This is a genomic window from Novosphingobium sp. FG90, assembly GCF_057808725.1.
In genome coordinates, this window is record NZ_JBMDIO010000007.1 from 82,012 (window position 1) to 108,556 (window position 26,545).

The following is a 26,545-nucleotide window of genomic DNA, read 5'->3' on the forward strand; positions in this document are numbered from 1 at the left end:
ACAAGCCGCCGGAGTCGCGCGCGATCCGCCCGGCTTTGCAATCGTTCCGCAGCGTGGGCAGGGTTCTCCACCTGCCGGTTATTCGGGGCCACCACCCTGTCATTGCGGGGCTCGCGATGCTTGCTAGCTGCCAATCTAACGGAGATTGGGTTCATGACTTATCGCCTGGGGGTGGACGTCGGTGGGACGTTTACCGACCTTTTGCTGCTCGATCAGAAGAACGGCTCGTTCTGGCGCCACAAGACGCCTTCCACCCCGCATGACAGCTCGGAAGGCATCCTGAACGGCCTCGGCGCGATCTGCGAGAAGGCGGGAATCACGCCTGCGGACATCGAGTACTTCCTCCACGGCACGACCGTCGCGACCAACGCGGTGCTTGAAGGCAAGGGTTCGCGCGTCGGCCTCGTCGTCACCGAGGGCTATGGCCAGGTCATGCAGATCGCACGCTCGTTCGTGCCCGGCGGCCTCGCCGGCTGGATCGTGTGGCCCAAGCCTGAACCGCTCGCCGCGCTTGAGGACACCGTGGAGATCGCCGGGCGCATGGATGCGCAAGGGCGCGAGATCCGCCCGATCGACGAAGCCGGCATCCGCGCCGCGCTGGAGAAGCTGAAGGCGCAGGGCGTCGAGGCGCTGACGGTCAGCCTGATGAACGGCTACCTCAACGGCGCGCACGAGAAGCGCGTGGCGCAGCTGGCGGCCGAGATCATGCCCGACGTGCCGATCTCGCTCAGCCACCTCGTCCTGCCCGAGATGCAGGAATACGAGCGCACCCTCACCACCGTCGCCAACGCGGCGGTGCGCCCGGTCGTAGGCAAGTACGTGCGCAACCTGCGCGACAACCTGCGCTCCGGCGGCATGGCGGGCTCGCTCTCGCTGCTGCGGTCCGATGGCGGCCTCATGTCCTCCGAGAAGTCGGAGGAGCATCCGGTCGCGCTGCTGATGTCCGGCCCCGCGGGCGGCGTCACGGGCGCGCTGTGGGTCGGCAAGAACTCCGGCATCCGCAACATCCTGACGCTCGACGTCGGCGGCACTTCCACCGACGTCGCGCTGATCGAGAACCTCGAGGCGCGCCGCGTGCGGACCACCGAAGTCGGTCACCTGTCGGTCCGCGCCTCGGCGCTGGACGTGAAGACGGTGGGCGCGGGCGGCGGCTCGATCGCCTACGTGCCCGAACTGACCGGCGCGCTGCGCGTCGGCCCGCAGTCAGCGGGCGCGGTTCCGGGGCCGGTGGCTTACGGCAAGGGCGGCAAGCTGCCGACCGTGACCGACGCCAACGTGGTGCTCGGCTACCTGCCCGAGAACCTGCTGGGCGGCACCTTCAAGCTCGACCGCGAAGGCGCCAAGGCGGCGGTGCAGACCATCGCCGACAAGCTGGGCATCGGCCTGATGGAAGCCGCGCGCGGCATCATCGACATCGTCAACGAGAACATGTTCGGCGCGCTGCGCATGATCTCGGTGCAGCAGGGCTACGATCCGCGCCACTTCGCGGTGATGGGCTTCGGCGGCGCCGGTCCGCTCCACGTCAACGCCGTGGCCAAGCTGATGGGCTCGTGGCCCGCAGTCTCGCCGGTTTCGCCGGGTGTGCTCTGCGCGCTGGGCGATGCCACCACCCGCATGCGCACGGAAACGGCGCGCTCGTTCTCCAAGCGCTTCTCGGAGACCGAGGAAGCCGAGGTGATCACGCTGCTGGAAGAGATGGCCGCGCAGACCACCCGGGAACTGACCGCCGAAGGCATCGCCGACGCCGACGTCACCGTGCAGTTCGAACTCGACGTGCGCTACGAAGGCCAGGCCTTCGAAGTGCCGCTCTCGATCAGCCCCGACGTGCTCAAGGCCGATGGCCTGGCGGGCGTCAAGGCCCGTTTCGATGCCGAGCACGAGCGCCTGTTCACGTTCAACATGGACACCGAGCACGAGCTGGTGAACCTGCGCGCCGTGGCGCTCGGGCCGCTGCTCGAACTCGAGGCGCTGCGCCTGCCCGAAGGCAACGGCGACCCGATCGAGGCCAAGGTGCGCGACCACGAACTGTGGTTCAACGGCGCCATGGCCCCGGCCGCGATCTACGACCGCGCCAAGCTGCGCGCCGGTGACGTGATCCCCGGCCCGGCCATCGTCACCGAGATGGATTCGACCACGCTCATCGAAGGCGACTGCGTCGGCACCGTCGATGCGGTCGGCAACATCCTGATCAACCTGGCCTGAGGGGAGAGAACCAATGCCCGCACGTATCATCCAGGCTAACGAAACGCCCTTCAACAAGGTCGATATCGATCCCGTCACCCTCGAAGTCATCGAGAACGCGCTGCGCAACGCCCGCGTCGAGATGGACGCGACGCTGGTTCGCACCGCCATGTCGCCCGGCATCCGCGAGCAAGGCGACGCCTTCCCGCTGATCGCCGACCATCAGGGCCGCATGATCGTGGGCCAGTTCGGCTCCTACATCGGCCCATTCCTCGACGGCTTCGACGGCACCGTGGAAGACGGCGACATGATCTTCCTGTCCGACCCCTACTCGGTCGGCGGCGCGATCAGCCACTGCAACGACTGGCTGGTGCTGCTGCCCGTGTTCAAGGACGGCCGCCTGATCGCCTATACCTCGATGTTCGGCCACCAGAGCGACATCGGCGGCATGGTCCCCGGCTCGATGCCGATCCACGCCACCGAGATATTCCAGGAAGGCGTGCGCATCCCGCCCGTCAAGATCTGGAAGAAGGGCGAATACAACGAGGACCTGATCAAGCTGGTCATGCACCAGTCGCGCACCCCGGCGTGGTGCAAGGCGGACCTCAACGCGCTGATCGCCTCCTGCCGCGTCGCCGCGCACCGCGTGGTGGAAATGGCCGAGCGCTTCGGCGACGACGTGTTCGTCTCGGCGACCGACCTGCTGCTCGACCGCAACTTCCGCGCGATGCAGCAGCTGATCGCCAGCTCGATCGGCGAGGAGAAGGTCTCGTTCGAGGACTACATCTGCGACGACGGCATGGGTTTCGGCCCGTACAAGATCAAGTGCACGATGTGGCGCGAGAACGGCCGCGTGGTCCTCGACTTCGACGGCACCGATCCGCAGAGCCAGGCCTCGATCAACATGTTCCTGAACGAGAACATGATGCGCATGTTCTTCGGCATCTACATGATCATGGTCTTCGATCCGCAGATCCTGTTCAACGACGGCTATTATCCGCTGATCGACGTGCGCATTCCGGAAGGCTCGCTGCTCAAGCCGAAGTTCCCGGCCGCGCTTTCGGGCCGCACCCACGTGCTGGGCCGCCTGTTCGACATCCTGGGCGGCCTGCTGGGCCAGAAGACCCCGGAATTCCTCAACGCTGCCGGTTTCTCGTCGAGCCCGCACCTGTTCTATGCAGGCACCGACAAGGCCGGAAAGTGGTTCCAGCTGTTCCAGATCGGCTTCGGCGGCATTCCCGGCCGTCCGCTGGGCGACGGACCGGACGGGCACTCGCTGTTCCCCGGCTTCACCAACGTTCCGAACGAGTTCCTGGAGCGCTACTTCCCGCTCGTCATCGAGAAGTACGAGACGGTACCGGACTCGGGCGGCGCGGGCCTGCATCGCGGCGGCAACGGCATCAACATGGTCTACCGCTTCCTGGAGCCGGGCGTGATCGCCATCCACGACGACCGCTGGTTCGTGCCGCCCTGGGGCGTCAACGGCGGCCACCCGGGCAAGCGCGCGCGCAAGCTGCTGGTGAAGGCCGACGGCACCGAGATCGTCGTCGGCAACAAGCTGGAGGACTACCCGGTCGAGGCTGGTGACGTGCTGCACTTCATCACCTGGGGCGGCGGCGGCTGGGGCGACCCGCTGGACCGTGACCCGGCGCTGGTGCTGAAGGAAATCGGCCAGGGCCTCGTCACGGCAGAAGGCGCGAAGGACTACGGCGTCGTCATCACCGACGGCGCGGTGGACGAAGCCGCCACTACGGCGCTGCGCGAGAAGCTGCGTACCGAGCGCGGTGCAATCGGCGTGTTCGACTTCGGCCCCGACATCGAGACGCTGCGCGCGAACTGCCTCGCCGAAACCGGCCTGCCTGCGCCGACCGCGCCGAAGTGGGCCACCGTGGAATTCGCGGAGGCCGCCGAGTGAGCGACCTTCTCGACGACTACAACCGTGGCGGCTTCGGCGGGGCTCTGCAGCCCGGCAAGAAGCCGGCGCTGTTGCTGGTGGACGTGGTCGTGGCGTATCTCACGCCCGGCCAGCCTCTCTACTCGCCGCGCTTCGAGACGGCGCTCGCATCGTGCGAGCGTCTGACCGCAGCGGCGCGGGAAGCGGGCGTACCGGTGATCTTCACCAACGTCGTCTACCGCGCAGGCGGTGTGGACGGCGGGCTGTTCTACAGGAAGGTGCCTGCGCTGGAGGCTTTCCTGGAGGGCTCGCCGCTCGGCGCCTTCCCGGACACGCTGCAGCCGCGTGCGGACGAAGTGGTGGTGACGAAGCAGTACGCCTCGTCGTTCTTCGGCACCTCGCTGGCGGCGACGCTGACCAGCATGGGCGTGGACAGCCTGTTCATCACCGGCTTCTCCACCTCGGGCTGCGTGCGCGCCTCGGCGCTGGATGCGCTGCAGAACGGCTTCGTTCCGCTGGTCGTGGCGGACGCCTGCGGCGATCGTGACGAGCGCCCGCACGAGGCGAACCTGTTCGACCTGTCGAAGAAGTACGCCGAAGTGCTCAGCGAGGAGCAGGCCATCGCCCTGATGGGGTGAGGTTTCCTGCGAACACGAGATGAAGGGGAGGCACGGCGCAGGCTGTGCCTCCCTTTTTTTATTCCTCCCCGAGACTAGCTCGGGGAGGAATAAAAAAAGGCCGGGGTTTCCCCCAGCCTTTCCTTGTGTCGCTGCAGCGTCGGATCAGAACGTGATCTTCGCCTGCACGCCTGCGGTACGCAGGTCGCCCAGGCCCAGCATCAGCGCCGAGGTCCGCGCCGCATAAACGAAGCCCGGTGACAGCGTGTAGTTGTCCGAGATCGTCAGCGGCGTCTTGTTGTTGAAGATGTTGTTCACGAACGCCTCGAGCGAGAGGTTGCCCCGCGTGATGCCCGCGCGCGCGTTGAACAGGTGCAGGTCCGGCGTGCGTGCCAGGTTCGCCTCGTTCGACCACACGCCCGACTTGAAGTTCCAGTCGCCGCGCACGAACCAGCTGCCCTTGTCCCAGCCCGAAATCTCGGTGCCGACCTGGACGCCGACGTTGGCCGAGTACTTCGAGGTGTTCTTCATCTCCTTGCCGGAATAGTCGTAGATTCCGGTCAGGGCGCTGACCGTGGAGCTGGCGAAGGCCTTGATGTCCGAGTCGTTGATCGCACCGGCGGCGTCGATGGTCAGGAACTCGGTCGGGCGCCAGGACGCTTCACCCTCGATACCGCGCAAGTTGACCGAACCCGCGTTCATCGATGCGGTCACGAAGCTGTAGCCGGTGGGCTGCGTGGCGTCGGGCGCGACGATGATGGTCGAGTTGATCTGGTTGCGCCACTGGGCGTAGTAGGCCGCGAAGGTGTAGCGCAGGGTCGATCCGATGCGACCCTTCAGACCGAGCTCGTAGTTGGTGATCTTCTCCGGCTCGATGGCGAGCTGGCCACCGGCAGCGGCAGCGGCATCCTGCACGCTTTCGACCTGCGACAAGATGTTGGTGTTGAACTGCGCCGGGTTCACCCCCTTGGCCCACGATGCATAGACCATGGTGTCCGGGCTGATCTGCCAGTTGACGATCGCGCGCGGGGTGAAGTTCTTGTATTTCGCGCTCGCGAGCACGGTGCCGCCGGTGTAGAAGCCAGCCGGGATGAACGCGCTCGATGCGACCCTCACGCCGGAGGGGCGGGCGAACGCCTGCAGCTGGTCGATCTGGTAGCGGCCTTCGAAGCTGGCCGAGATCGTGTCGGTCACGTCGTAGGTCAGGCCGAAGAACAGGCCCGTGGTCTTGTTCCGGCTGAGACCGCCGGGCGAGAGGCTGGACGCGGTCAGCGCGCCGGTGCCGCCACCCAGGCCCTGCAGCTGGTCGGCGCTGAGGTAGCTGATGCCCGCGACGCCGCGGAACGGACCCGACACGTACTGTAGGCGGCCTTCGAGCGAGAAGTCGTCGATCTTGCGTTCGATCAGGTACGGATAGTTGAAGTATCCTTCGCCGAAGATTTCGGAGGCGTCGATCGTGCCGTTGCCGTTGTAGTCGTAGCCGCTGGGCAGGGCGCTGCCGTCGTAGCTGTCCAGGTCGATGAAGGTCGTCCAGACCTCACGGTTATATCCTGCAAGCGCCGAAGCGGTCAGCCCGTCGGTAACCTCCCAGTCGAGCGTCGCGTGGGCATGCTTGGTGCGGCGCAGCAGGCCGTAGCCCTGCACGCCTTCCGAGGGATCGACGATGCGGTTGGTGCCGATGTTGAGGAACTGGCGCACGAAGTCGGTGTTGGTGACGTTCGCGGTGACCGGGTTCGCCATCGTCGGGATGGTGCCGCAGAAGTAGGGGTTCTGCACCGCAGCGCCGGCGGGCAGGCCGGTTACCGGGTTGAGCACGCCGCGGGTATCGCCGGTGAGGATGCAGTTCGCCTGACCCTGGACGACGGTGCTGCCGTTCGGCGCCTTGACGTCGTAGGAATAGAGGCGGGTCTGGGCGGAGGGGCCGTCCTTGTCCTCGCTCAGCATGCCGAACAGCTTGATGGTGACGTTCGAGGCGGGGGTGATGGCGAGCAGGAGCGAGGCGCTCTTGGTCTGCTGGTCGCCCAGCGTCACGCCGTCCTGGTTCTTCCACGAACCGTCCCTGGAATACTGCTCGCCGTTGATGCGGAACGAGAGGAGGTCGGGGATGATCGGACCTTCGATCGATCCGCGCAGGCGCCAGTTCTCGCGCGTGCCGAGCATGCCGAGCACTTCGCCGCCCCAGTCGTTGCCGGGCATCTTGGTCACGACGTTGATCGCGCCCGCGAACGTGTTGCGGCCGAAGTAGGCGCTCTGCGGACCCTTGATGATCTCGACGCGCTCGGGGTTGCTGATCGCGCTGACCTGCGAGGGCGAGGACACCGCGACGCCGTCGATGAACATCGAGGTCGTGGTGGCCAGCGTGGTCGACGGCGTCATGCCGCGCATGACGACCTGCTGGAACGAGCGGTCGGCGTGGCCCGACGAGCTGTTGTTGACGTTGATGCCCGGGGTCGAGGCGGCCATGTCGGTGACCGAGACGATGCCCTTGGCGTCAAGCGTTTCGGACGTGATCGCGGTAACGGTGACCGGAACCTTGAGGATGTCTTCCCCGGTCTTGCGTGCGGTGACGATGATGTCGCCGCCGGTGTCCTGCGCCATCGCGGGAGCGGCGGCCAGGCTTGATGCAATAGCAATGCCAGACAAAGTGGAGGCGAACTGGAGTTTATATTTGCCGGTCATTTCGTCCCTCAATGTTAAAGGCGCGCTTGCGGCGCCAATTGTTGTCACGTTCCCTGCGTATCTGCGAATTTCACTGCCATCAGTTTTTGTAATGATACTATGCGCATTCTGCACTGACGCGCAGAACTGGAAGAGAGTAAGCCAATGGCCGTCCCGTCGGCCCGATCGTGATAAAATTTCAACTTGCGATTCTGCGTGAATCAAGAAATTTTTATCGCCGTAAGAATTCCCTTAACTCACGTTCTGTTGAAGAGGCTCGTGTCCTTTGTTCGCCTGTCGGATGCTCCGGCGTCCGACAGGCGGGTAAATCACCGCACCGCGACTTTCGTGAGCCATGCTTCGAGGTCGCGGGCGAACTTCTGTGGCTTTTCCCACATCGGGAAATGGCCGAGGTCGGGGTATTCGATCAGCGTCACCGGCGCGTTGGTGAAGCGCTTGACGGAGGCACCGGCGCTTTGCGAGATCACGTCGTCGTAGCTGCACCACTGCAGCAGCACCGGCACGTGCACGGTTTCGGCCACGGCGCCGACGTCGGAGGTCTTGAACGCCTTGACGTTCGCCTGGATGTACTGCGCCTGCCGACCCAGCGCGCCGGGCAGGTTGTTCATCTCGGTGATCTGGTCGACCATGCGGTCGGTCGGCTGGAAGCCGGGCGGGGTGGTATCCTCCAGCATGGCGCGCCAGAACCAGTGCGGGCGCCAGTTCGGCAGCACCGACTTGAACACCGGCAGGCTCCAGCTCAGCCGCCAGTTGACCTTGCGGGTCTGGCTGGGGCGCTCCAGCGGCAGCATCGAGAACGCCATCGCCGTCACATGGCCGGGATAGGCGCGGTTGTATTCGAGCCCGACGTTGGAGCCGTTCGACGTCGCGACGAGCGCGAACTTGTCGTAGCCGAGCCTGGTCAGCAGCCCGTTCATCAGCTCGGCCGAGCGCGGCGTCGAATAGACCCCGGAAGGATCGGGCGCGGTCAGGCCGTAAGGCGACCAGTCGAAGCGCACGACGCGGTACTTGTCCTTGAGGATCGCGGCGACGTCGTCCCACTCGTGCAGGTTGACGATCGAGCCGTGGAGCAGGACGATCACCGGGGCGCCGACCGGGCCTTCCTCGCGCACATGCAGGCGCACGCCGTCGATGGTGACGAAGCGCGAGGGGCCGTCGGCCCAGCGCTTTTCCAGCTGCGCACGGTCGGACTCGCCCGCTCCGGTGCGCAAGGCCAGAACGGTGCCGCCGCCGACGAGGACGACTGCGCCCAGCGTGGCGAGTGCGATGCGGCCGATCTTCATGCCGTCACCGCTTCGCGCGCGGGCAGGCCCAGCGTCTCGCGCAGGGTGGTGCCCGGATAGTCGGTACGCAGGCGGCCGCGCGCCTGCAGGATCGGCACGACCTGACCGACGAAGTCTTCAAGGCCCCCCGGCATGTAGCTGGGCTGCAGGGTGAAGCCGTCGCAGGCGCCCGCGTCACGCCACTCGATCATCATGTCGGCCATCTGCTCGGGCGTGCCGATGAAGACGTTGTGGCCGCGCGGGTGGCGCATGAAGTTGGCGGCGAACTCGCCCAGCGGCGTGCCCTTCTCGGCGCCCGGCACGATCGAGCGGGCGACGTCGCCCTGCGGCAGCAGGGTCTTCGCGAGAATCTCGTCGACCGGGATCTGGCCGAGCGGATCGAAGCCGGTCAGGTCGCAGCACAGCGATTCCGACAGATACTCGATCGCCAGCGCATCGTCGGCAAGGTCGAGGATCGCGGTATGCTCGGCGCGGGCCTCTTCCTCGGTGCCGCCGAGCACGCAGGACAGGCCCGGCATGATACGCACGCCGTCAGGGCTCCGGCCGACGCCCGCCACGCGGCTGCGCAAGTCCGTGCGGAAATCGACACCCGCCTGGATCGTGGCGGCGGGGCAGAAGATCGCTTCGGCCGTGCGCGCGGCGAAGTCGCGGCCGTCGGGCGACTGGCCCGCCTGCACCAGCACCGGGCGGCCCTGCGGCAGCTGCGGCCCCTCGCGGTCCATCGCGGCCCACAGTTCGCAGGCGCGGGCGACGACTTCGACGGCGTTGCGATAGCGTGCGTCCTTGGGCGGGAGTTCGGTCTCGCCGAAGTTGGGCGCGGTGTCGGGGTGCGCGGTGGTGACGATGTTCCAGCCCGAACGCCCGCCGGTGATGCGCTCCATCGTGCCGAAGCGCTCGGCCAGCATCTCGGGCGTGTTGTACGTGGTGGAGACGGTGGCGACGAGGCCGATGTGCTTCGTCACCGCCGCCATCGCCGTCAGCAGCGTGACGGGATCGAGCGTCGGCATCGCCAGACGCTCGGGCGCACGCCCACCGGCGCCGCGCGACTGCAGCTGATCGCCGAAGACGATCGCGTCGAAGCGGCCCTGTTCGGCCAACTGCGCGACGCGGGTGTAGTAGTCCATGTGGAACACGCCCTCGGGGCGCGCGCGCTCATGCTTCCAGCCGGTCGGGAAGAAACCGATGCCCTGCAGGAAGGCCCAAAGATGAATCTGGTTCTGCATCATGCGATCTCCGGGATCACGGCGCCGCCGGGCTGGTTGGAGGCGGTGGAAGGGATGGGCAGGCCAAGCCGCGCGCGCAGGTCTCCGGCCGGGCGAGGTGCCAGCAGGGAGGCAAGACGCGCGCCGATCTGCGGCAGCTGCGCAAGGGCATCGTTCAGCGTGAAGTGCGCGCCGTCGATCTCGCGCGCCTCGAAGCGTTCGGCCAGCATGGCGGCGTCGGCATCGGCGCCGACCTTGATCAGCCGCTTCGTCGCCTGCGGTGCGGCGGTGCCGTCGGACACCAGCGCGATGTCGGCATCGTCGATCGCGATCGGATCGTCGCCGTCCACCACCAGCAGCGGATGGCCGAGCGGCGGGCGCATCGCGTTGACCGGCCCCGCCACCTTAAAAAACGCGCCCTTGTAGTTCGATGCCTTGACCTTCGATGCGTCGAGGTAGCGGCCGCTCTCCTTGTCGAGGATCAGCGTGTCGCTGCCCCAGCCGTCCCACAGCGCGCGGGCGGCGCCGACCATGTCCTCGGCCATGCCTGCGGGCGCGCCTTCGGGGGCCACCGACCAGCCGGTGCGCCCGGCGGCGAGGAAGTCCACTGCCGACAGCGCGCGCGCGACATGGAAGGGGTGCGCCTTCGATGCGGGCACGGTGGCGACCACGCCCAGCGTCGAGGTCATCGGCGCGGCCCAGGCGACGAGCACTTGCGCGTCGAACGGGCGCTCGCCCGACCGGCCGAGCATGAGGAGGTCGAACCCGGCCGCTTCGGCGGCCTGCAGCACGGCGCGGGCATGGCCGGGTACGGCGAAGGCCGGTTCGGCCACGGAGGCGGAAAGGATGAAAGGTCTGGTCATACGATGATCACCGGGTCGTGGAGAGGATGGATGGGTTCGCAGCCGGTCTCGGTAATGCGGACGAGGTCTTCGCAATGCGCCGAGCCGCCGATGCCGGTATCCAGCGTCGGGCAGTCGACCGAGAGGATCATGCCCGGCTCGAGGACGATGTCGGGCTTGCGCCAGAAACCGCCGTGGACTTCGCCGGGCTCGTCGGTGTGGGCAAGGCCGACGCTGTGCGGGCCGAAGCCGATCGCGGCCTCGTACCCGGCAGCGCGGATCGCGGCCTCGCCGATCGCGGCGATCTCGGAATAGCGCAGGCCCGGGCGCAGCTGTTCGCGCACCGCCTGCCAGCCGAAGGCGGCGGCCTCGGCGGCGCGGCGCGCTTCGCGCGTCGGCTCGCCGACGAACACGGTGCGCGCGAAGTCGCCATGGTAGCCGAGGAACTGGCTGACGCCGTCGAGCATCAGCGTCTGCCCGTCCTCGACCTGAAGGCGCGAGAGGTCGGAGGAGACGCGGTCGACGTTGAGGAACAGTGCGGTGTTGCCGCGCGCGGCGCACTCCATGCGATAGAGCGCCTGAAGCTCGACGTGCGTGGCGCCCGCGCGGATCGCATGGCCGACCGCGTTGAGCGCATCGACGTTGGAGCGCGCCGCGCGCGCCATCAGCGCATGTTCCAGCGACGACTTCACGAGGCGGATCTCGCGCAGGATGTTGTCGGCCTGGACCATCGCGCCGGGGTGGTCGTGACGCTCGGCGACTGCGGCGATGACGGTGTGGTCGAAGCCGATCCGGCCCTGCCACAGACCGAGCCCTTTCATGGCGGCGACTATCGCGCCGCCCGCGTCGCTGCGTGCGGTCATGGCGCCGCTGAGGGTCGCGCTGACGGCCGCCCGGTGCCGTTCGGTGCCGCTGAGTGCCGCTGAGTGCCGTTCCGGAAGGACAGTAGAGAAGGGCACTTCGAGCGCGGTCTCGTCGCCCTCGTCGCCCATGTGCGTATAGAGCCAGACCGCCACGTCGCTGCGGCTGCGGCCGTCTGCCCAGCTGTAGTGATGCAGGAAGCGGCTGGTCACGAGGCCCGGATTCTCGGGCCTTTCACGCGCGATCAGGGCGAAAGTGCCCGGCGGCTGCCCGGCGCGGGTGCGTCCGATCTGCGGCCAGTGACCCAGCGCGTGGAACACGTTGATCGGATCGCCCAGCACCAGCCCGGCCAGATCGTGCTGCTCCATGACGGCGAGCGCGCGGGCGAGGTTCATCGGCCCTTCGCGCTCGAGCGCCGCGAGTAACGCGCCATCGTCGGGGAGGAGTGTCGTGTCCATGCTGCAATATGAACACGACCGGGCGCGGTTCGCGCTCAGTGCTAAAGTTTTATTCGCTAGCCGATAAATTTTCTCTTCATGTCGTGGCTTGGCGAGCGACTGCGATAGCCTGCCTCTCATGAACCCGACTGACAAGAACCCATTTGCGCAGATCGAGCGCGCTTTCGTGCGGCTCGACGAGGGCCAGCTTCACTTGCGGCGCCTTCCGGCCGCAGAGCCGGGGCACACGCCGCTGCTGCTGTTCCACGCCTCGCCTGCCTCTTCTTGGTTCCTGCAGGACTTCATGCTCGCCCTGCGCGCGGCAGGCCGTCTGGGCGAGATCGTCGCGCCCGACACGCTGGGCAACGGCGATTCGCCGCCGCCCGCCCCGGCCGAGCCCGACATTGGCTACTTCGCCGATTCGATGGACCGGCTTTGCACGGCGCTCGGCTTCGACGCGGTAGACGCCTACGGCACCCACACCGGCGCGCGCATCGCCTGCGAACTGGCGGCGGGCCATGAAGGCCGCGTGCGCCGCCTCGTCCTTGACGGTATCACCGAATACGAGGACGAACTGCGGGATGCCGTCGTCGCCAACTATGCACCCGTGGTGGAGCCCGACGAATACGGCCGCCATCTGATCTGGGCCTTCAACTTCTGCCGCGACCAGGCGCTGTTCTTCCCGCACTTCATGAAGGACGCCGAGCACCGCCTCGCCGTGCCGATGCCGCCGCCGCAGATCCTGCATCGGATCACGCTCGACGTGCTCAAGGCGCTGGATACCTACCCCAAGCCCTATATCGCCGCGTTCCGCTACCGCGCGTTCGAGCGCATGGCGCGGATCGCCGCACCGACCCTGCTGCTCAAGCCTGAGACCGAACTGGCCCTGCTCAACGCCTCGGTGAAGACCGCGCTCGGCCTGCTGGCCGATGGGCATGAGGCATCCACCGGCGGCTCGGCGCAGGCCAAGGCGGAAGTAATCGCGCAATTCCTCGGAGCCGGAGCATGAAGATGGACGCCACTAGCGGGATTGGCAGCGAAACTGGCGCGCACAAGCGCCTAGGCATGGGCATCTGCCTCGGCTTCGGGGTGGGCACGGTCGGCGTGTCGATCATGCTCAACACCGTGACGACGTACTTCCCGGCGCTGATGTCCACCGTGCTGGGCCAGTCGCCGGAGATCGCCGGTTACCTGCTGATGGTCTCCAAGCTGGCCGACGCGGTGATCGACGTCGTGATCGGCAGCCTGTCCGACCGCGCCCGCACCCGCTGGGGCCGTCGCAAGCCGTTCCTGGCTGCAGGCGCGCTGCTTTCGGCGGTGTCGTTCCTGATGCTGTTCGCGCCGCCGGTCATGGGGCAGGGCGCGCTGATGGTCTGGATGATCGCCGCGCTGGTGATCTATTCGACTGCGTATTCGCTGTTCAACGTGCCGTACATGGCGCTGCCCGCCGAACTGACCGACGGCTTCCACGAACGCACCCGCCTGATCGGTTTCCGCACCGTGTTCGTCTCCATCGGCCAGCTCCTGGCGATGGCGGGCACTGCGTGGCTGATCCAGAGCGGCGGCGCGGGCCGCGCGGGCTTCGCGACGATGGGCCTCGTCATGGCGCTCATCATCGGCGGCGCCATGACGGCGACGGCGCTTTCGGTGCCGGTCCAGCACGGCACGCAGCCCGCGACCGGAAAGCACCTGCCGGGCTTCGCGCAGATGCGCGCCATCGCCCGCAACCGGCCGTTCATGATGCTGCTGGGCGCGAAGGTCTTCCAGTTCCTTTCGTTCGCCTCGGTCGCATCGACGATGCTGCTCTACATGCTCAACGTCGTGGGCGTGGGCTATACCGGCCAGATCGTCATGGCCGTGACGCAGAACGTCGTCACCGCGCTCGCCATGCCGCTGTGGGTGTGGAGCGGAAAGACCATCGGCAAGCGCCGCACGTACCTTTGGGGCGTGGTGATCTTCTGCCTGACCACGCTGAGCTGGCTGCTGGCCGACAACACCATCACCACCGTCGGCATCATGGTGCGTGCGGTGGGCGGCGGGCTCGGTTCGGGCGCGATCATCCTCATGTCGATCTCGATGCTCGGCGACACGCAGGCCTATGACCGCGTGCTGACCGGCGAGGCGCGCGAGGGCCTGCTCTCCAGCGCCATCGCCGTGGTCGAGAAGGTCAGCTTCGCGCTCGGCGTTGCGGTGCTCGGCGTGTTTCTCCATGCGCTCGGCTACGTGCCGACGACGGGCGGCGCGATCGTCAAGCAGCCCGAGAGCGCGATGCTGGCGCTGAAGGTCGGCTTCGCGGTGATCCCCTCGATCATGTTCACGATCAACGGGCTGTTCCTGTGGGCCTACGACCTCGACGAAGACAAGTTCGCCGCCGCGCGCCTGCGCAGCGAAGAGGGCTTCGGGAACACCGCCCTGTGATCAGAAGAGCCTATACGACCTGCCGCTACGGCCAGATGCATTACCGCATCGCCGGAACGGCAGTGGAGCGCGCGCCCGTCGTGCTGCTCCACCAGAACCCGTCATCATCCTTCGAGTACGAGCCGCTGATCGCCGCGCTCGCCGCCGACCGTCTGGTCGTGGCCTTCGATACGCCGGGCTACGGCATGTCGGATTCGCCGTCCGCGCCCCCGGGCATGGCGGGCTATGCGGCCGCCTTCTCCGATGCGCTCGATGCGCTGACGGAGGAAGGCGTGCTGGCGGGCAAGGTCGATCTTTACGGCTTCCACACCGGCTCGCTGCTCGCCTGCGAGCTTGCCATCGCCCGGCCCGACCGGGTCCGCGCGGTCGGCCTTACCGGCATCCCGATGTATGACGCCGAGGCCCTCGCCAAACGCCTTGCCGATGCCGAGAATTACCCCTCGCTCGACGAGGAAGGCACCGTGGTGCGCGACCTGACGGCGGGCCTATGGGCGTACGTCGTCGGCAAGCGCGACGCCCGCGTCCCGCTGGAGAAGGCCGCGCTGAACTTCGCCGACAAGGCGCGTGCGATGGACCGCTTCACCTGGGCCTATCGGGGCGTGTGGTCGTGGGACTTCGCCCGTCTCGAACAGGTCTCCCAGCCCGCGCTGCTGCTGCAGCCCGCCGAAGACCTCATGCACCTTTCACTCAAGGCGGCCGCGCGGCTGCCTTCCTGCCGAGTGGTCGAGCTTACCGATCTCGACCGCGACATTTTCGATATTGCACCGGAGCGACTAGCTGATGAATTGCGAGACTTCCTTGACCACCTCTGACCTTCCGCTTGCCGAAGTATCGCACTCGGTCCTCCACCCGGACTTCATCGTCCGCGAAGTGGCGCGCCGCTATGCGCTGAAGGGCGACCTCACCTGCTTCCTGCTCTATCGCGGCATGAACGACGTCTATCTGGTGCAGGACGCAGAGGCGAAGTACGCCCTGCGCGTCTGGCGCAAGACCTACCGCGATGTCGACGACGTGTCTTATGAACTGGACTTCCTCGACTACCTGCGCCGCGCGGGCTTCCCCGCCTCGGTCGGCGTACCGCAGCATGACGGCAAGCTCTATTTCAAGGTGATGTCGCCCGAGGGCGAGCGTGCCCTTGCGCTCTACGACTGGGCGCCCGGCGTGAAGTTCGGCGATCGCCTGTCCGAGGAAACGGCTTTCCGCATCGGCGCGGCCATGGCCGAAATGCACCTGCACGGTGACGCATGGGCCAAGGAACAGGCAGGCGCGGACCACAAGTTCTCGACCGAGACGGCCAAGGACTACAACATCTGCATGCCCGCGCTGATCGACTTCGTCTACGATCGCCCGGACGACCTGCACGATTACCCGATCATCGCCGCCAACCTCGACAAGCGGCTGGACGAATACGCTGCTTCGGGCAAGGTTCCGCTCGGTGTGTGCCACCGCGACTTCCACCCGAGCAATGTCCACGTGGCGGAAGACGGCCAGATCACGCTTCTGGATTTCGACGCGGCGGGTGAGGATTTCCTCATGCAGGACGTGCAGAACTTCGTGTGGGGCAACCTCTTCTACGGCTTCGATCCGAAGATCGGCGAGGCTTTCGAAGCGGGCTACGAATCCGTGCGTCCCTTCACGCCTGAAGAGAAGGATGCCACCGAAGTATTCCTGATGGCCAAGTGCCTGCGCCTTGTCGCAGGGATGGCGCATAGCTCGACGGCGGTGGGACGCGGCACGCTGCGCTTCCGCAACCTCGACTGGCTGGGCGACTACATCAAGACGCGCGCCCGCGCTGCCGGACTGCTCTGACGATGGCCGGCCCGATCGCTCTCGATATGCCTGAGGTCTCCGCGACCGACGCCGTGCGGCCGAACACGCGCGGCGCCTGGACCATGGTGATCATGCTGTTCCTCGCAGGTATCCTGTCGGTGATCGACCGGGCCGCGCTGAACATCCTGGTCGACCCGGTCCGCGGCACGCTGGGCATCAGCGACGAGCAGATCGGGCTGCTGCAGGGCCTCGCCTTCGGGCTGTTCTATGCCTTTATGGGCATCCCCATGGGCCTTGCCGCCGACCGCATTTCGCGGCGCAACCTGATCGTCGCAGGCATCGGCCTGTGGAGCCTTGCGACGATCGGGAGCGGGCTGGCGCAATCGTTCGGCTCGCTCTTCGCGGCGCGCCTGCTGGTGGGGCTGGGCGAGGCGGCGCTTGGCCCGGCCGCGATCTCGCTGATCGCGGACCTCTTCGCACCCGCGCGGCGCGGGCGGCCGATCTCGGTCTACATGATGGGGCAGGGGCTGGCGAACGGCATCGCCATCTCGCTGACCAGCCTGATCCTCGCGGCGGCGGGAGCGGGGGCGTTCCTCGGCTTCCCGGTGCTCGGCGCGCTGGTTCCGTGGCGCACGGTATTCGTGATCTTCGGCGCCTGCGGGCTCGTCATCGCGCTCGCCATGCTGCTGCTGACGCGCGAGCCGCCCCGGCAGGGCGATGCCCCCAAGGCTGCGGCGCAAGTGCCCGGCGCGGCGGAGGCGGCATACCTGTGGCGCAACCGCGCTGTGCTGCTGCCGCTCTATTTCGGTTTCGCGACCTGCTTCACGGTCGCTTACGGCGGCGCGTCGTGGGCGCCTTCGATGCTGCTGCGCGCCTATGGCGCCACCCCGGCCTATCTCGGTGCGTGGCTTGGTCCGCTGTCGATTCTGTTTTCGGCGATCGGGCCGTTGGTCGGCGGTACGTTGCTGGATCGCTCGATGCGTTCGGGCGACACGCTGGCGCGGTTCCGCATCTTGTCGGTCGCGCCGCTTTTCGCGTTGCCCTTCACGCTTTCGGTGCTGGCGCACGAGCTGCATTTCGCGACCGTGCTGGTCGCCTCGGCCAATGCGGTGTTCTCGGTCGTCGGCACTGTGATGTTCGCGACGCTGCAGTCGGTGGTGCCGCCGCGCATGCGGGGCAGCTCCATCGCGCTGACGCTGGTGCTCAACACCATCCTCGGGGCGAGCCTTGGCCCGCTCATGGTCGCCAGCGTGACCGAGCGCGTGTTCGGCGATCCGGCAAGCGTCGGCTGGTCGATCGCGCTGGTTTGCGTGCCGTTCCTGCTGCTGGGCACCGGGCTCTACGCCGTGGCCTTTCGCGCCATCCGCAAGGCGCGCCTGCGCGGTGACAGTGAATGTGCGCGCCTGCTCGCAGGGGAAGCCCTTTAAGGAGATGACGATGCGCTGGGTATTCGGAGCCGCCATGCTGGCGATTACGTCCATGGCCGGCGCTCAGCCGCCCGAGGTGCCCTCCGACGCGCAGCTTCGCGAACGCTACGCCCTCCCGGCTTCGCACTTCGAGACGGTGGCCGGAGAGCCGCTGCACTACGTCGACGAAGGGCGCGGCCCGGCGATCCTGCTGCTGCATGGCTCCTATGCGAACCTGCGTCAGTGGGACGGCTGGGCGGCGAAGCTGAAGCGCCATTACCGCGTGATCCGCTTCGACCAGTCGCCGCTCGGCCTCTCCGGCCCGAACCCGCGCAACGATTATGAACTGAGCCAGCGCATTGCCGTGATCGACGCGCTGATGGACAAGTTGGGCGTGCGGCGCTTCGTCATCGTCGGCACTTCCAGCGCGGGCGTGCAGACCGCCGCCTATGCCGCCGCGCGGCCGGAGCGCGTCTCGGGCGTGATCCTGTCCAACATCGCCGCCGGGCCGCTCAAGATCGACTACGAGGCGATGCCGCAGGCGCTCAAGGACGCCGTGGCGCAGGATGCGAAACATCCCGGCTGGCACGAGCCCGAATTCTGGCGCCAGATCATGCTGGCGAACATGCTGGACGCCAAGGCGGTCACGCCCGGACTGGTGGCGCAGTGGACCGATCTCAACAACCGCGCGATGCGCGATCCGGCCACCACGGCGGGCGCGATGAGGGCGGCGACGGGCTCGCTGGCGTTCGCGCGCACGCCGGATGACTTGCGTGCGATCACCGTGCCGAGCCTGTTGCTGTGGTCCTCGGATGACCATGAAGTGCCGCTTGAGAAGGACGGGCGGCAGGCGCTCGATCTGCTCGGGGCGAAGGACAAGCGGCTCGAAGTGGTGGCGCAGTGCGGGCACATGATGCCGATGGACTGCCCCGCGCGCTCGGTGGAAGCGGCGATGCCGTTCCTGAAGCGCGTGGCGGGGAAGTAGCTACCGCCGATGGGGCTTCGACAAGCTCAGCCTGAGCGGTTGAGAGATTTTCTCTCCATGAGCCGGTTTGAGAGGTTTACACCAACCCCGCTCACCCTGAGCTTGTCGAAGGGTCAGGCACAGCCTGTCGAAACGCCCTCGGTTCGGAAGGCCAGCGGTCCCGGATCAAGTCCGGGACGACGCCTCAACCTCACTTCATCGCCGAACAGGCGTACCAGCTGCCGATCATCGCGTGGCCCTGCGGGTGGCCTTCGGTGAAGAAGTCCTCACGGTCCGGCTTCAGGTAGGACGTGCCCTTGCGGTAGCCCACCAGCACCGTGTCACCGGCAAAACCGGCATCGACGGCGACCTTGTGCCAGTCGATCCGCGCCAGCGAGGTCATGAACGGTTCGTTGTTGTAGTGGCTCTCGAAGTCGCAGCGCATCTGGTCCCAGAGCGACAGGTGCTCGTGGCGCGGCGGCACGTCCACGTGGCACATCACGCCGCCGTCCCGCAGCAGGCGGTGGCACTCCCTGAATATCTGCCGCATGCCCTTGGCCGAAGTCTCGTGCATCACGGCCGAGGAGCAGACGAGGTCGAAGCTGCCGTCCGCGAAGTCGGTGCGCTCGGCGTCCTGCTGGCTGAAGTGGATCGGCACGCCCATCGATTCCGCGCGGGCATGGCCATAGCGCAGCATCGGCGCGCCGACGTCGAGCGCGAAGATCTCCGCGTCCGGGAAAGCCTGCGCAATGGCGACGGTCGAATGGCCGACCGAGCAGCCGAGGTCGAGGATGCGCTTCGGCTTGAAGTCCGGGTAGAAGTCCTGAACGTGGCTGGCGAGGCTGTGCCCGCGCCCGTCGTTCTTCCATCCGCCGTTGAGATTGCGCAGGTAGGTGGACGCGAAGCGGTCATAGAGGGCACCGGCGCGGAAATCGTCCTGCGCGGTATCGACCACGTAGCTGCCCGGCATGCGGTGATGGTCGAAGGCGGCGATGTAGCGCGGGATCTCAAGCTCCGGGTTCAGCCGCAGCGAGCCCTTGGGCTCGGCCACCTGCGCCTTCACCTTGCCTGCGAGTTCGTCGTACTGGCGGTCGATCGCGCCGTCCAGCGCCTGCCAGATGCGGTCCTGGTAGGTGAGCGAGAGCGTCAGCCAGTACTGGTGCAGCGGGTGCGCTTCCAGCGCCTGACGGACCTGCGCGCTGGAGGTGGGCTTCGTGCCGGTCTTTTTCTCGATCCCGGGGACGATCACTTCGTCCAGCAGGCGGCGGTCGAGCGGGTCCATGTTGCGGTTGGTCCACGCCCGCATCGCGAGGAAGTGGTCTTCCATCGCCTGCTCGTCATGCGTGGCCTGCGGCATGACCGCGTGGCCGAAGTGTTCCTGGCGGTACTGTTCCATGGGTGATCCTCCTGCCTCAGTCGCGGGTCACGGCGTCGAGGACGCCTTCGTAGTCGTTCTGCTGTGCGAGTGCCTCGGGCATCAGCTTGTCGCGGGCGGAGCCGAGCACGCGGTCGTAGATCGCCTGGCGATAGGCGCTGCGCTCCGTCTTCGTCTGCGCGTCGGGTGCGAACATGTCGATGTCCGCCGGGCCATGCAAGCCCGCCGCCGCGAGCAGGCGCTCGTTCGCGTCGAGGCGGTCCTTCAGAACCACGACTTCGCCCAGCAGCGCCAGCACCATGCCGGCGAGGGCGTCGGTCGTCTCGCTTTCGAAGATGACCGGCTGGCTGCCCTTGGAGTGCGCCTTGCGGTCGAGGTTGATGCGGTCCGCCACTGTCAGTTCACTCCCAGATCGAAACGGAAGACGTGGCCGGTGCGCGCCACGATGTCCTTCTTGTCGAGGTCCGGCCCGTGGGCTTCCTCGGTCTGCGCATTCTTGGCCTTGAGGTCGTAGCCGGTCTGGCTGGAGAGGATCACGACGAGGTCGGTGCCGTCCTCCACAGCGAAGGGAAATTCGTGCCAGGTGCCGATGTGCATGGCGAAACCGGCGCTGCCGTCGAAGCGGAAAGCGCGGACTTTCGACAAGTCGGGCAGATCGTCCTCGCCGGGAGGGGCCATGACTGCGACGAAGGGCTTGCCGCCCAATGGCAGGAATGCCTGCGTGTGCTGGAAATGGCGCTCCATGTAGCGCACCTCCCCCTGGCGGCGGTCCATCTGGGCGAGGGTGATCTCCACCGGGTGCTCGCACATAAAGCGCGCCGGGTAGCTCATCTTCACCGCGCCCTTGTAGAAGTCGACCGAGACCGGCGTGACCGGCGCCTCGCGGCCGACGATCGCGCCGAACGGGGCCAGCGCCTCGGCGCTTGCCGGCTCGACTTCGAGCTGGATTACCGTCAATTCGCCGGTGGCCCGGCTGTCCTGTGTCATCCCTGTCTTCCCTCTGCCTTTCTGGCGAGGCGAGAATGATCGAGAATCGGAAATCTATTAGGGTGCAACAATAAATTGATCGCCAGATGGAGAGGGCGGTGCTGCGACCCTTCGACAAGCTCAGGGTGAGCGGGGGTGGTGCAGGGACTAGTAGTCACGGCCCTCTCCACCCCGCTCAGGCTGAGCTTGTCGAAGCCCCCTCGGCCTAGCGGAACAGCCTCGGCGCGAAGTCCGCGAGGTAGCGGCGCCAGTTGGGCCATTCATGCCCGCCGCCGGTCTCGTTGTAATGGTACGCGATGTGGTAGCGATCGAACAGCGCGCGGGTCGGCGCGACGGTGCCGTAGAGGAAGTCGTCCTTGCCCATCGCGAAGTAGAGCAGCTTGAGATCGCGCGCCGACTGTTTCAGCGCGGCATCGTAAGTCTTCGCGTAGTCATCCGCGCGGCCCTTGTCGGGACCGACGCCCAGGCCCATCGAGAATACGCCGATCCAGCGGAACAGGTCGGGGTGGGTCAACCCGTTGCGCAGGGTGTGAGAGCCGCCCATCGACAGGCCCGCCATCGCCCGCGTCGCCGGGCGCGCGTCGGTGCGGTAGTTGGCATCGACGTAAGGGATCAGGTCCTTGATCAGGTCATTGCCGAAGTCCGGGTTGTCGAGCGTCATCACGACCTTGCCCGCCTGCACGGGCGTGTGGCCGTCCGGCATGACGACGATCATCGGCACGGCCTTGCCGCTGGCGATCAGATTGTCGAGGATCAGGTTGGCGTGGCCCACGCTGGTCCAGCTGTCGTCGCTGTCACCGGCGCCGTGGACCAGATAGAGCACCGGGTACTTGCGGGCGTCCTTCGTGTAGCCGGGCGGCGTGTAGACATGGGCGCGGCGCTTGATGCCGAGCGAATTGGACCAGTATTCCACGGTCGAGACGGTGCCGTGGGCGACTTTGGCATCCCAGGTCTGGAACGCGCCTTCGGGGCCGGTGACCTCGAAGGTGGAATTGATGCCCTTCAGTTCCTCGGAGAAAGTCTTGCCGAGCGGGTCGGGCGTCTTCACGCCATCGACGCGGAAAGCGAAGCGATAGGTGTCGGCGGGGACGGGCTGGGGCGTGGTGACGGTCCACAGGCCGGTCTTGTCCTTCGCCATCGTCAGGCCCTGCGGCGTGCCGGGCGGGAAGCCCATCGGGATGATCTTCGCGATGTCGGTGCTGGTAAGCAGCACCTCTTTCGCATCGGGCGCGCAGATGCGGAAGGTCACGCGCTGGTCGGGAAGCTGCTCTACCGACTTGTAGGGAGCGGGGCCGGGATAGAACGGCGGCACGACGCAGGAGGACGGATCAAGCTGGACCAGCTGCTGCGCAGCGGCGGGCGCAAGCGGCATGGTGGCGGCGGCGCTCAGCGCGGCCAGAAAAGCGAGCCTGGATGACATGCAGGGATCCCTGATAATGGCAGCCTATCGCTGCCGGTCTCAGTCGATGTCAGTAAGCGGCTGTGGGCAAGGAGGGCGCCGCGCCTTGCCCGCCTGTCGGATTTCGACGTGCATGCCAATCACACCCCCACGTCGTCATTGCGAGCGCAGCGAAGCAATCCAGGGCAGTTGCAAGCCGCGGTGGATTGCTTCGCTATGCTCGCAATGACGGAGGTGAGGCCATGCCTTAGAAGCGGATGATCTGGCGGATCGCCTCGCCGCGATCCATCGCGTCGAGCATCTCGTTGAGTTCGTCCAGCTTGTGCGTGGAGCTGATGAGGCGGTCCACCGGCAGGCGGCCCGCCTTCCACATCGCCACGTAGCGCGGAATATCGCGCGCCGGGATCGACGAGCCCATGTAGGACCCTATCAGCGACTTGCCCTCGGCCACCAGCGAGACGGCCTGCAGGTCGAGCCGCTGCTCGGGTGCGGGCAGGCCCACGGTGACGACCCGGCCGCCACGGCGCGCGGCGGTGTAGGCGGAGGCCAGCACCTTGGCGTTGCCGACGGTTTCGATCACGACGTCCGCCTTCCCGCCCAGATGCTCGGCCATGACGGCCTCAAGCTGGTCCGGGGTGGTGCCGATCGCACCGAGATCATCGGCCAGCGCGATCTTGTTCGGCGCAAGGTCCACGCCGATGACCGTCGCCGCGCCGCTCGCCACCGCGCCCATCAGCGCGGCAAGGCCGACGCCGCCGAGGCCGAAGACCACGACCGTCTCGCCCGCTCGGATCGCCGCGCTGTTGATCGCCGCGCCCACGCCCGTCAGCACCGCGCAGCCGAAGACGGCCGCGACTTCGGCGGGAATGTCGCGGTCCACCTTCACGGTCGAGCGCTGGTCGACCACCACATGCGTCGCGAAGCACGAGACGCCGAGGTGGTGGTGCACGTCGTTGCCGCAGTCGTGCAGGCGGAAGCCGCCGCCGATCAGCTCGCCGCGCCCGTTGGCCGCAGCGCCCGTCTCGCACAGGTAGCCCTCGCCCGAGAGGCAGGGAGTGCAGCGGCCGCACGACGGCAAGAACACCAGCACCACGCGGTCGCCGACCTCAAGGCCGGTGACGCCGGGGCCAAGCGCCTCGACGATGCCGGTACCTTCGTGGCCCAGCGCCATCGGCATCGGGCGCACGCGGTCGCCGTTCACCACCGACAGGTCGGAGTGGCACAGGCCCGCCGCGTCGATGGCAACGCGCACTTCGCCCTGTCCGGGTGCGTCGAGGTCCAGTTCCGCGAAGCGCAGCGGTGCGTTCTCGGCGTAAGGCTTGGCATTCCCGCCCGACTGGGCGAGGACGGCCGCGCGGGTCTTGCCGTTCATCAGCGTGCCCACTTCTTGTCGAACGCCCAGACCTCCTCGAAGCCGACGAGCGAGCAGAATTCCTTGAAGTCGAACAGGCCGGGCTCGGTCGGCTCGCCGGTGCCGTGGTCGCGCAGCTGGTTCAGCGCCAGCTCCATCGCGCGGGCCGAGACGAGGCTGGTCAGCGCAGGGTAGATCGCGAAGGCGAAGCCCAGTTCGGCCAGAACCTCGGTCGGGTAGGGCGGGGTCACGCCGCCGTTGGCGATGTTGACCATGACCGGCTTGCCGAAGGTCTCGCAGACCTTGCGCATCTCTTCCTCGGTGGTCACGGCCTCGGGGAAGAGGATGTCGGCGCCTGCCTTGTCGTAGGCTTCGAGGCGACGCATCGTCTCGTCGAGGCCGAAGCTCTGGTAGGCATCGGTGCGGGCGATGATCAGCATGTCCTCGCGCGCTTCGGCGGCGACCTTGATCTTGTCGACCATCTCCTCGGTGGTGACGACGCGCTTGCCCGGGGTGTGGCCGCACTTCTTGGGGAATTCCTGATCCTCGATCTGGATCGCGGCGATGCCCGCCTGCTCGTAGCCCTTCACGGTGTGGTGGACGTTGAGGAGGCCGCCGAAGCCGGTGTCGGCATCGGCGATCAGGGCCGAGCCGATGGTGCGCTTGATCGTCGCCATGCGGTCCAGCATCTGCGTGTAGCTGACGATGCCCGCGTCCGGCAGGCCGTAGCCCGAGGCGGTCGTCCAGTAGCCGCTGCCGTAGACGACGTCGAAGCCCGCGCGCTCCGCCATCAGCGCGGCGATCATGTCGTGCACGCCGGGGACCGGGAAGAACTCGCCCTTGGCCAGCTTGGCCTTCAGGATGTTTGCGCTCATGCTTCAGTTTCCTCTGTCCAGAGCCACGGCGCGGCTGAGCGCTGGGCCTTTTCGAATGCGGTGATGTCCTGCCCGTGCAGGGCGAGGATGCGGGTGGTGTTGTTCCAGCCGGCGAGCAGCATTTCGCGGTCGCTGTCGGGAACGGTGAAGGCGAATTGCTGCCCGGCGCAGGTCACGGTCTGCGCGGCGAGGTCGATGGCAAGGTCGTTGCCCGTTTTCGCCAGCGCCTGCAGCGCGGCGAGCGTCGCGGGCTCCATCATCCCTGCCACCATGCCATTGTTGGCGCAGTTGCCGCGGAAGATCTCGCCGAAGCTGGGCGCGAACACGGCGGTCAGGCCCATGCCGTCGAGCGACCAGACGGCGTGCTCGCGGCTCGATCCGCAGCCGAAGTTGGCGCCTGCCAGCAGCACCGGCGGCTTGCCCGCAGCCTCGTAGGCTTCGAGCAGGGCCGGGCGGTCATGGAAGGCGAAGCGGCCGAGCCCCTTGCGCTCGGTGTGCAGCAGGAAGCGTGCGGGAAAGATGATGTCGGTATCGACGTCGTCCTCGTCCAGCACGAAGGCGGGGGCGGTGAAGGGGGTGAAGCCGGGCATCAGGCGAACTCCTTCCGGACGTCGACGATGTGGCCGGCGATCGCGGCGGCGGCGACCATCGCCGGGCTGGCGAGGTGCGTGCGCGCGCCCGCGCCCTGACGGCCCTCGAAATTGCGGTTGGAGGTGGAGATGGAACGCTTGCCCTCGGGCACGAAGTCCCCGTTCATCGCCACGCAGAGCGAGCAGCCCGCGTGATGCCAGGCAAAGCCCGCCGCCTCGAACACCTTGTCGAGCCCTTCGGCTTCGGCCTGGTGCTTGGTGACGGTGGAGCCGGGGACGACCATCGCGGTGACGCCATCGGCGACATGGCGGCCACGGATTACGCCTGCGGCGGCGCGCAGGTCCTCGATGCGGCTGTTGGTGCAGCTGCCGATGAAGGCATAATCGATGCCGATCCCGGCGATCGGCTTGCCCGCCTCAAGCCCCATGTAGTCCAGCGCGCGTGCAGGGCCAGCGGGGACGGTGCCGTCCACCGCCATGACCTGATCCGGCGAGGTGCCGAATGTGACCTGCGGAGCGATGGCGGCGGCGTCGATCTCGACCGTGCGGTCGAACACGGCGTCGTCATCGGAGCGCAGGGTGCGCCAGTAGGCGACGGCCTGATCCCACATCGCACCCTGCGGCGCGCGCGGGCGGCCCTTGAGCCAGGCGAAGGTGGTCTCGTCCGGCGCCACGAGGGCGACGCGCGATCCGGCCTCGATACCCATGTTGCACAGCGTCATGCGCGCTTCCATCGACGCGGCGCGCACGGCCTCGCCGGTGAATTCGATGGCGTGGCCGATGCCGCCGCCCGCGCCGATCGTGCCGATCAGGGCCAGGATCATATCCTTGGTCGTGACATGCGGCTGCAGCTGCCCGGCGTAGTGGACGCGCAGGTTCCTGTTGCGCGCCTGCCAGAGCGTCTGCGTGGCCATGACGGTGCCGCACTCGCTGGCGCCGATGCCGAAGGCCAAGGCCCCGAAGGCGCCGTGGGTGGCGGTGTGACTGTCGCCGCAGACGAGCGAGATGCCGGGCATCGTGAAGCCCTGCTCGGGCGAGATGACATGGACGATGCCCTGCCGCTCGCCCTCCAGCGCGAGGTATTCGATGCCGAACTCGGCGCAGTTCGCCTCCAGCAGCGCGACCTGCTTGCGCGCCAGTTCGCCCTTGATCGCACCGCCGCGCTCCGAAGTCGGCACGGCGTGGTCGGGCACCGCCAGCTGCGTCACCGGACGACGCACCATGAGCGCATTGTCGCGCAGCAGCTCGAAGGACTGCGGCGTGCTCACCTCGTGAAGGAGGTGGCGGTCGATGTAGATCAGGTCCTTGCCCGCATCGCCGCGCACCACCGTGTGCGCGTCCCAGAGGCGGTCGTAGAGCGTCTTCGGAGCAGATTGGCTGGTCATCACATCACGCATTGGAACGGGCAGGAGGC

22 protein-coding genes are annotated in these 26,545 nt (G+C 67.2%); 9 read left to right on the forward strand and 13 right to left on the reverse strand.

The window, feature by feature from the left end; translation table 11 throughout:
- The first annotated feature begins 153 nt into the window (after nt 1–153).
- The 3 genes from ACODRZ_RS08700 to ACODRZ_RS08710 are packed head-to-tail and all read left to right on the forward strand — an operon-like array spanning nt 154 to nt 4,713.
- Complete coding sequence (locus tag ACODRZ_RS08700) at nt 154–2,202, forward strand: hydantoinase/oxoprolinase family protein (protein ID WP_488970071.1); 2,049 nt, start codon at nt 154–156, stop codon at nt 2,200–2,202.
- 13 nt (nt 2,203–2,215) lie between these two features.
- Entirely contained in the window at nt 2,216–4,096 is a 1,881-nt protein-coding gene (locus tag ACODRZ_RS08705) for a hydantoinase B/oxoprolinase family protein (protein ID WP_488970070.1), read from the forward strand.
- Nucleotides 4,093–4,713: an isochorismatase family protein gene (locus tag ACODRZ_RS08710; RefSeq protein WP_488970069.1), complete on the forward strand. Its 621-nt coding sequence runs from the start codon at nt 4,093–4,095 to the stop codon at nt 4,711–4,713. Before ACODRZ_RS08705 ends, ACODRZ_RS08710 begins: the two co-directional genes overlap by 4 nt.
- Before the next feature lie 144 nt (nt 4,714–4,857).
- On the opposite strand, the gene ACODRZ_RS08715 is transcribed toward ACODRZ_RS08710, so the two are convergent.
- From ACODRZ_RS08715 to ACODRZ_RS08735, 5 genes are all read right to left on the reverse strand, one after another.
- Complete coding sequence (locus ACODRZ_RS08715; protein ID WP_488970068.1) at nt 4,858–7,371, reverse strand: TonB-dependent receptor; 2,514 nt, start codon at nt 7,369–7,371, stop codon at nt 4,858–4,860.
- Between the two features lie 308 nt (nt 7,372–7,679).
- Nucleotides 7,680–8,654 (reverse strand): alpha/beta fold hydrolase, encoded by a 975-nt coding sequence (locus ACODRZ_RS08720; RefSeq protein WP_488970067.1) that lies wholly within the window; start codon nt 8,652–8,654, stop codon nt 7,680–7,682.
- Nucleotides 8,651–9,877 carry an LLM class flavin-dependent oxidoreductase gene (locus tag ACODRZ_RS08725; RefSeq protein WP_488970066.1) on the reverse strand — a complete coding sequence of 409 codons (1,227 nt, stop codon included), beginning with the start codon at nt 9,875–9,877 and terminating at the stop codon, nt 8,651–8,653. Before ACODRZ_RS08725 ends, ACODRZ_RS08720 begins: the two co-directional genes overlap by 4 nt.
- Complete coding sequence (locus ACODRZ_RS08730; protein WP_488970065.1) at nt 9,877–10,719, reverse strand: LLM class flavin-dependent oxidoreductase; 843 nt, start codon at nt 10,717–10,719, stop codon at nt 9,877–9,879. The genes ACODRZ_RS08725 and ACODRZ_RS08730 overlap by 1 nt, the downstream gene beginning before the upstream one ends.
- On the reverse strand, nt 10,716–12,017 hold the full coding sequence (locus ACODRZ_RS08735; RefSeq protein WP_488970064.1) for a M24 family metallopeptidase: 1,302 nt from the start codon (nt 12,015–12,017) through the stop codon (nt 10,716–10,718). Before ACODRZ_RS08735 ends, ACODRZ_RS08730 begins: the two co-directional genes overlap by 4 nt.
- 118 nt (nt 12,018–12,135) lie before the next feature.
- Here ACODRZ_RS08735 and ACODRZ_RS08740 point away from each other — a divergent pair, with 118 nt between their 5' ends.
- From ACODRZ_RS08740 to ACODRZ_RS08765, 6 genes are read left to right on the forward strand one after another with little or no spacing between them, the layout of a single operon-like run.
- Nucleotides 12,136–13,005 carry an alpha/beta fold hydrolase gene (locus ACODRZ_RS08740; protein WP_488970063.1) on the forward strand — a complete coding sequence of 290 codons (870 nt, stop codon included), beginning with the start codon at nt 12,136–12,138 and terminating at the stop codon, nt 13,003–13,005.
- Nucleotides 13,002–14,414, forward strand: a complete 1,413-nt coding sequence (locus ACODRZ_RS08745) for an MFS transporter (RefSeq protein WP_488970062.1) — start codon at nt 13,002–13,004, stop codon at nt 14,412–14,414. The genes ACODRZ_RS08740 and ACODRZ_RS08745 overlap by 4 nt, the downstream gene beginning before the upstream one ends.
- Nucleotides 14,411–15,226, forward strand: coding sequence for an alpha/beta fold hydrolase (locus ACODRZ_RS08750; protein ID WP_488970061.1), 816 nt, complete (start codon nt 14,411–14,413; stop codon nt 15,224–15,226). Before ACODRZ_RS08745 ends, ACODRZ_RS08750 begins: the two co-directional genes overlap by 4 nt.
- Nucleotides 15,213–16,223 carry a phosphotransferase enzyme family protein gene (locus tag ACODRZ_RS08755; RefSeq protein WP_488970060.1) on the forward strand — a complete coding sequence of 337 codons (1,011 nt, stop codon included), beginning with the start codon at nt 15,213–15,215 and terminating at the stop codon, nt 16,221–16,223. Before ACODRZ_RS08750 ends, ACODRZ_RS08755 begins: the two co-directional genes overlap by 14 nt.
- Nucleotides 16,224–16,225: 2 nt before the next feature.
- Nucleotides 16,226–17,611, forward strand: a complete 1,386-nt coding sequence (locus ACODRZ_RS08760; RefSeq protein ID WP_488970059.1) for an MFS transporter — start codon at nt 16,226–16,228, stop codon at nt 17,609–17,611.
- 10 nt (nt 17,612–17,621) lie between these two features.
- Nucleotides 17,622–18,575, forward strand: coding sequence for an alpha/beta fold hydrolase (locus tag ACODRZ_RS08765; protein ID WP_488970058.1), 954 nt, complete (start codon nt 17,622–17,624; stop codon nt 18,573–18,575).
- 190 nt (nt 18,576–18,765) lie between these two features.
- Here ACODRZ_RS08765 and ACODRZ_RS08770 read toward each other — a convergent pair whose 3' ends face one another.
- From ACODRZ_RS08770 to leuC, 8 genes are all read right to left on the reverse strand, one after another.
- Nucleotides 18,766–19,950 carry a class I SAM-dependent methyltransferase gene (locus ACODRZ_RS08770; protein WP_488970057.1) on the reverse strand — a complete coding sequence of 395 codons (1,185 nt, stop codon included), beginning with the start codon at nt 19,948–19,950 and terminating at the stop codon, nt 18,766–18,768.
- A 16-nt stretch (nt 19,951–19,966) separates the two neighbouring features.
- The gene (locus tag ACODRZ_RS08775) at nt 19,967–20,323 is read right to left on the reverse strand and encodes a hypothetical protein (RefSeq protein WP_036528996.1); all 357 of its coding nucleotides are present in this window, start codon (nt 20,321–20,323) and stop codon (nt 19,967–19,969) included.
- Nucleotides 20,324–20,325: 2 nt separating this feature from the next.
- Nucleotides 20,326–20,916, reverse strand: a complete 591-nt coding sequence (locus ACODRZ_RS08780; protein WP_488970056.1) for an ureidoglycolate lyase — start codon at nt 20,914–20,916, stop codon at nt 20,326–20,328.
- 205 nt (nt 20,917–21,121) lie between these two features.
- Nucleotides 21,122–22,336 (reverse strand): alpha/beta hydrolase-fold protein, encoded by a 1,215-nt coding sequence (locus tag ACODRZ_RS08785; RefSeq protein ID WP_488970055.1) that lies wholly within the window; start codon nt 22,334–22,336, stop codon nt 21,122–21,124.
- Nucleotides 22,337–22,562: 226 nt separating this feature from the next.
- Nucleotides 22,563–23,687 (reverse strand): zinc-binding dehydrogenase, encoded by a 1,125-nt coding sequence (locus tag ACODRZ_RS08790; RefSeq protein ID WP_488970054.1) that lies wholly within the window; start codon nt 23,685–23,687, stop codon nt 22,563–22,565.
- Nucleotides 23,687–24,541, reverse strand: a complete 855-nt coding sequence (locus ACODRZ_RS08795) for an isocitrate lyase/PEP mutase family protein (protein WP_488970053.1) — start codon at nt 24,539–24,541, stop codon at nt 23,687–23,689. Before ACODRZ_RS08795 ends, ACODRZ_RS08790 begins: the two co-directional genes overlap by 1 nt.
- Nucleotides 24,538–25,131, reverse strand: a complete 594-nt coding sequence (locus ACODRZ_RS08800) for a 3-isopropylmalate dehydratase small subunit (RefSeq protein WP_488970052.1) — start codon at nt 25,129–25,131, stop codon at nt 24,538–24,540. Before ACODRZ_RS08800 ends, ACODRZ_RS08795 begins: the two co-directional genes overlap by 4 nt.
- Nucleotides 25,131–26,516, reverse strand: a complete 1,386-nt coding sequence (gene leuC, locus ACODRZ_RS08805; RefSeq protein WP_488970051.1) for a 3-isopropylmalate dehydratase large subunit — start codon at nt 26,514–26,516, stop codon at nt 25,131–25,133. Before leuC ends, ACODRZ_RS08800 begins: the two co-directional genes overlap by 1 nt.
- Nucleotides 26,517–26,545 lie beyond the last annotated feature (29 nt).

What these genes read in the sequence shown, in the direction of transcription:
- ACODRZ_RS08725 (WP_488970066.1), bottom strand. Translation starts at nt 9,877, where the DNA reads ATGCAGAACCAGATTCATCTTTGGGCCTTCCTGCAGGGCATCGGTTTC.
- ACODRZ_RS08735 (WP_488970064.1), bottom strand. Translation starts at nt 12,017, where the DNA reads ATGGACACGACACTCCTCCCCGACGATGGCGCGTTACTCGCGGCGCTC.
- ACODRZ_RS08715 (WP_488970068.1), bottom strand. Translation starts at nt 7,371, where the DNA reads ATGACCGGCAAATATAAACTCCAGTTCGCCTCCACTTTGTCTGGCATT.
- ACODRZ_RS08780 (WP_488970056.1), bottom strand. Translation starts at nt 20,916, where the DNA reads ATGACACAGGACAGCCGGGCCACCGGCGAATTGACGGTAATCCAGCTC.
- ACODRZ_RS08800 (WP_488970052.1), bottom strand. Translation starts at nt 25,131, where the DNA reads ATGCCCGGCTTCACCCCCTTCACCGCCCCCGCCTTCGTGCTGGACGAG.
- ACODRZ_RS08740 (WP_488970063.1), top strand. Translation starts at nt 12,136, where the DNA reads ATGAACCCGACTGACAAGAACCCATTTGCGCAGATCGAGCGCGCTTTC.
- leuC (WP_488970051.1), bottom strand. Translation starts at nt 26,516, where the DNA reads ATGACCAGCCAATCTGCTCCGAAGACGCTCTACGACCGCCTCTGGGAC.
- ACODRZ_RS08785 (WP_488970055.1), bottom strand. Translation starts at nt 22,336, where the DNA reads ATGTCATCCAGGCTCGCTTTTCTGGCCGCGCTGAGCGCCGCCGCCACC.
- ACODRZ_RS08700 (WP_488970071.1), top strand. Translation starts at nt 154, where the DNA reads ATGACTTATCGCCTGGGGGTGGACGTCGGTGGGACGTTTACCGACCTT.
- ACODRZ_RS08745 (WP_488970062.1), top strand. Translation starts at nt 13,002, where the DNA reads ATGAAGATGGACGCCACTAGCGGGATTGGCAGCGAAACTGGCGCGCAC.
- ACODRZ_RS08770 (WP_488970057.1), bottom strand. Translation starts at nt 19,950, where the DNA reads ATGGAACAGTACCGCCAGGAACACTTCGGCCACGCGGTCATGCCGCAG.
- ACODRZ_RS08765 (WP_488970058.1), top strand. Translation starts at nt 17,622, where the DNA reads ATGCGCTGGGTATTCGGAGCCGCCATGCTGGCGATTACGTCCATGGCC.
- ACODRZ_RS08760 (WP_488970059.1), top strand. Translation starts at nt 16,226, where the DNA reads ATGGCCGGCCCGATCGCTCTCGATATGCCTGAGGTCTCCGCGACCGAC.
- ACODRZ_RS08795 (WP_488970053.1), bottom strand. Translation starts at nt 24,541, where the DNA reads ATGAGCGCAAACATCCTGAAGGCCAAGCTGGCCAAGGGCGAGTTCTTC.
- ACODRZ_RS08720 (WP_488970067.1), bottom strand. Translation starts at nt 8,654, where the DNA reads ATGAAGATCGGCCGCATCGCACTCGCCACGCTGGGCGCAGTCGTCCTC.
- ACODRZ_RS08705 (WP_488970070.1), top strand. Translation starts at nt 2,216, where the DNA reads ATGCCCGCACGTATCATCCAGGCTAACGAAACGCCCTTCAACAAGGTC.
- ACODRZ_RS08790 (WP_488970054.1), bottom strand. Translation starts at nt 23,687, where the DNA reads ATGAACGGCAAGACCCGCGCGGCCGTCCTCGCCCAGTCGGGCGGGAAT.
- ACODRZ_RS08730 (WP_488970065.1), bottom strand. Translation starts at nt 10,719, where the DNA reads ATGACCAGACCTTTCATCCTTTCCGCCTCCGTGGCCGAACCGGCCTTC.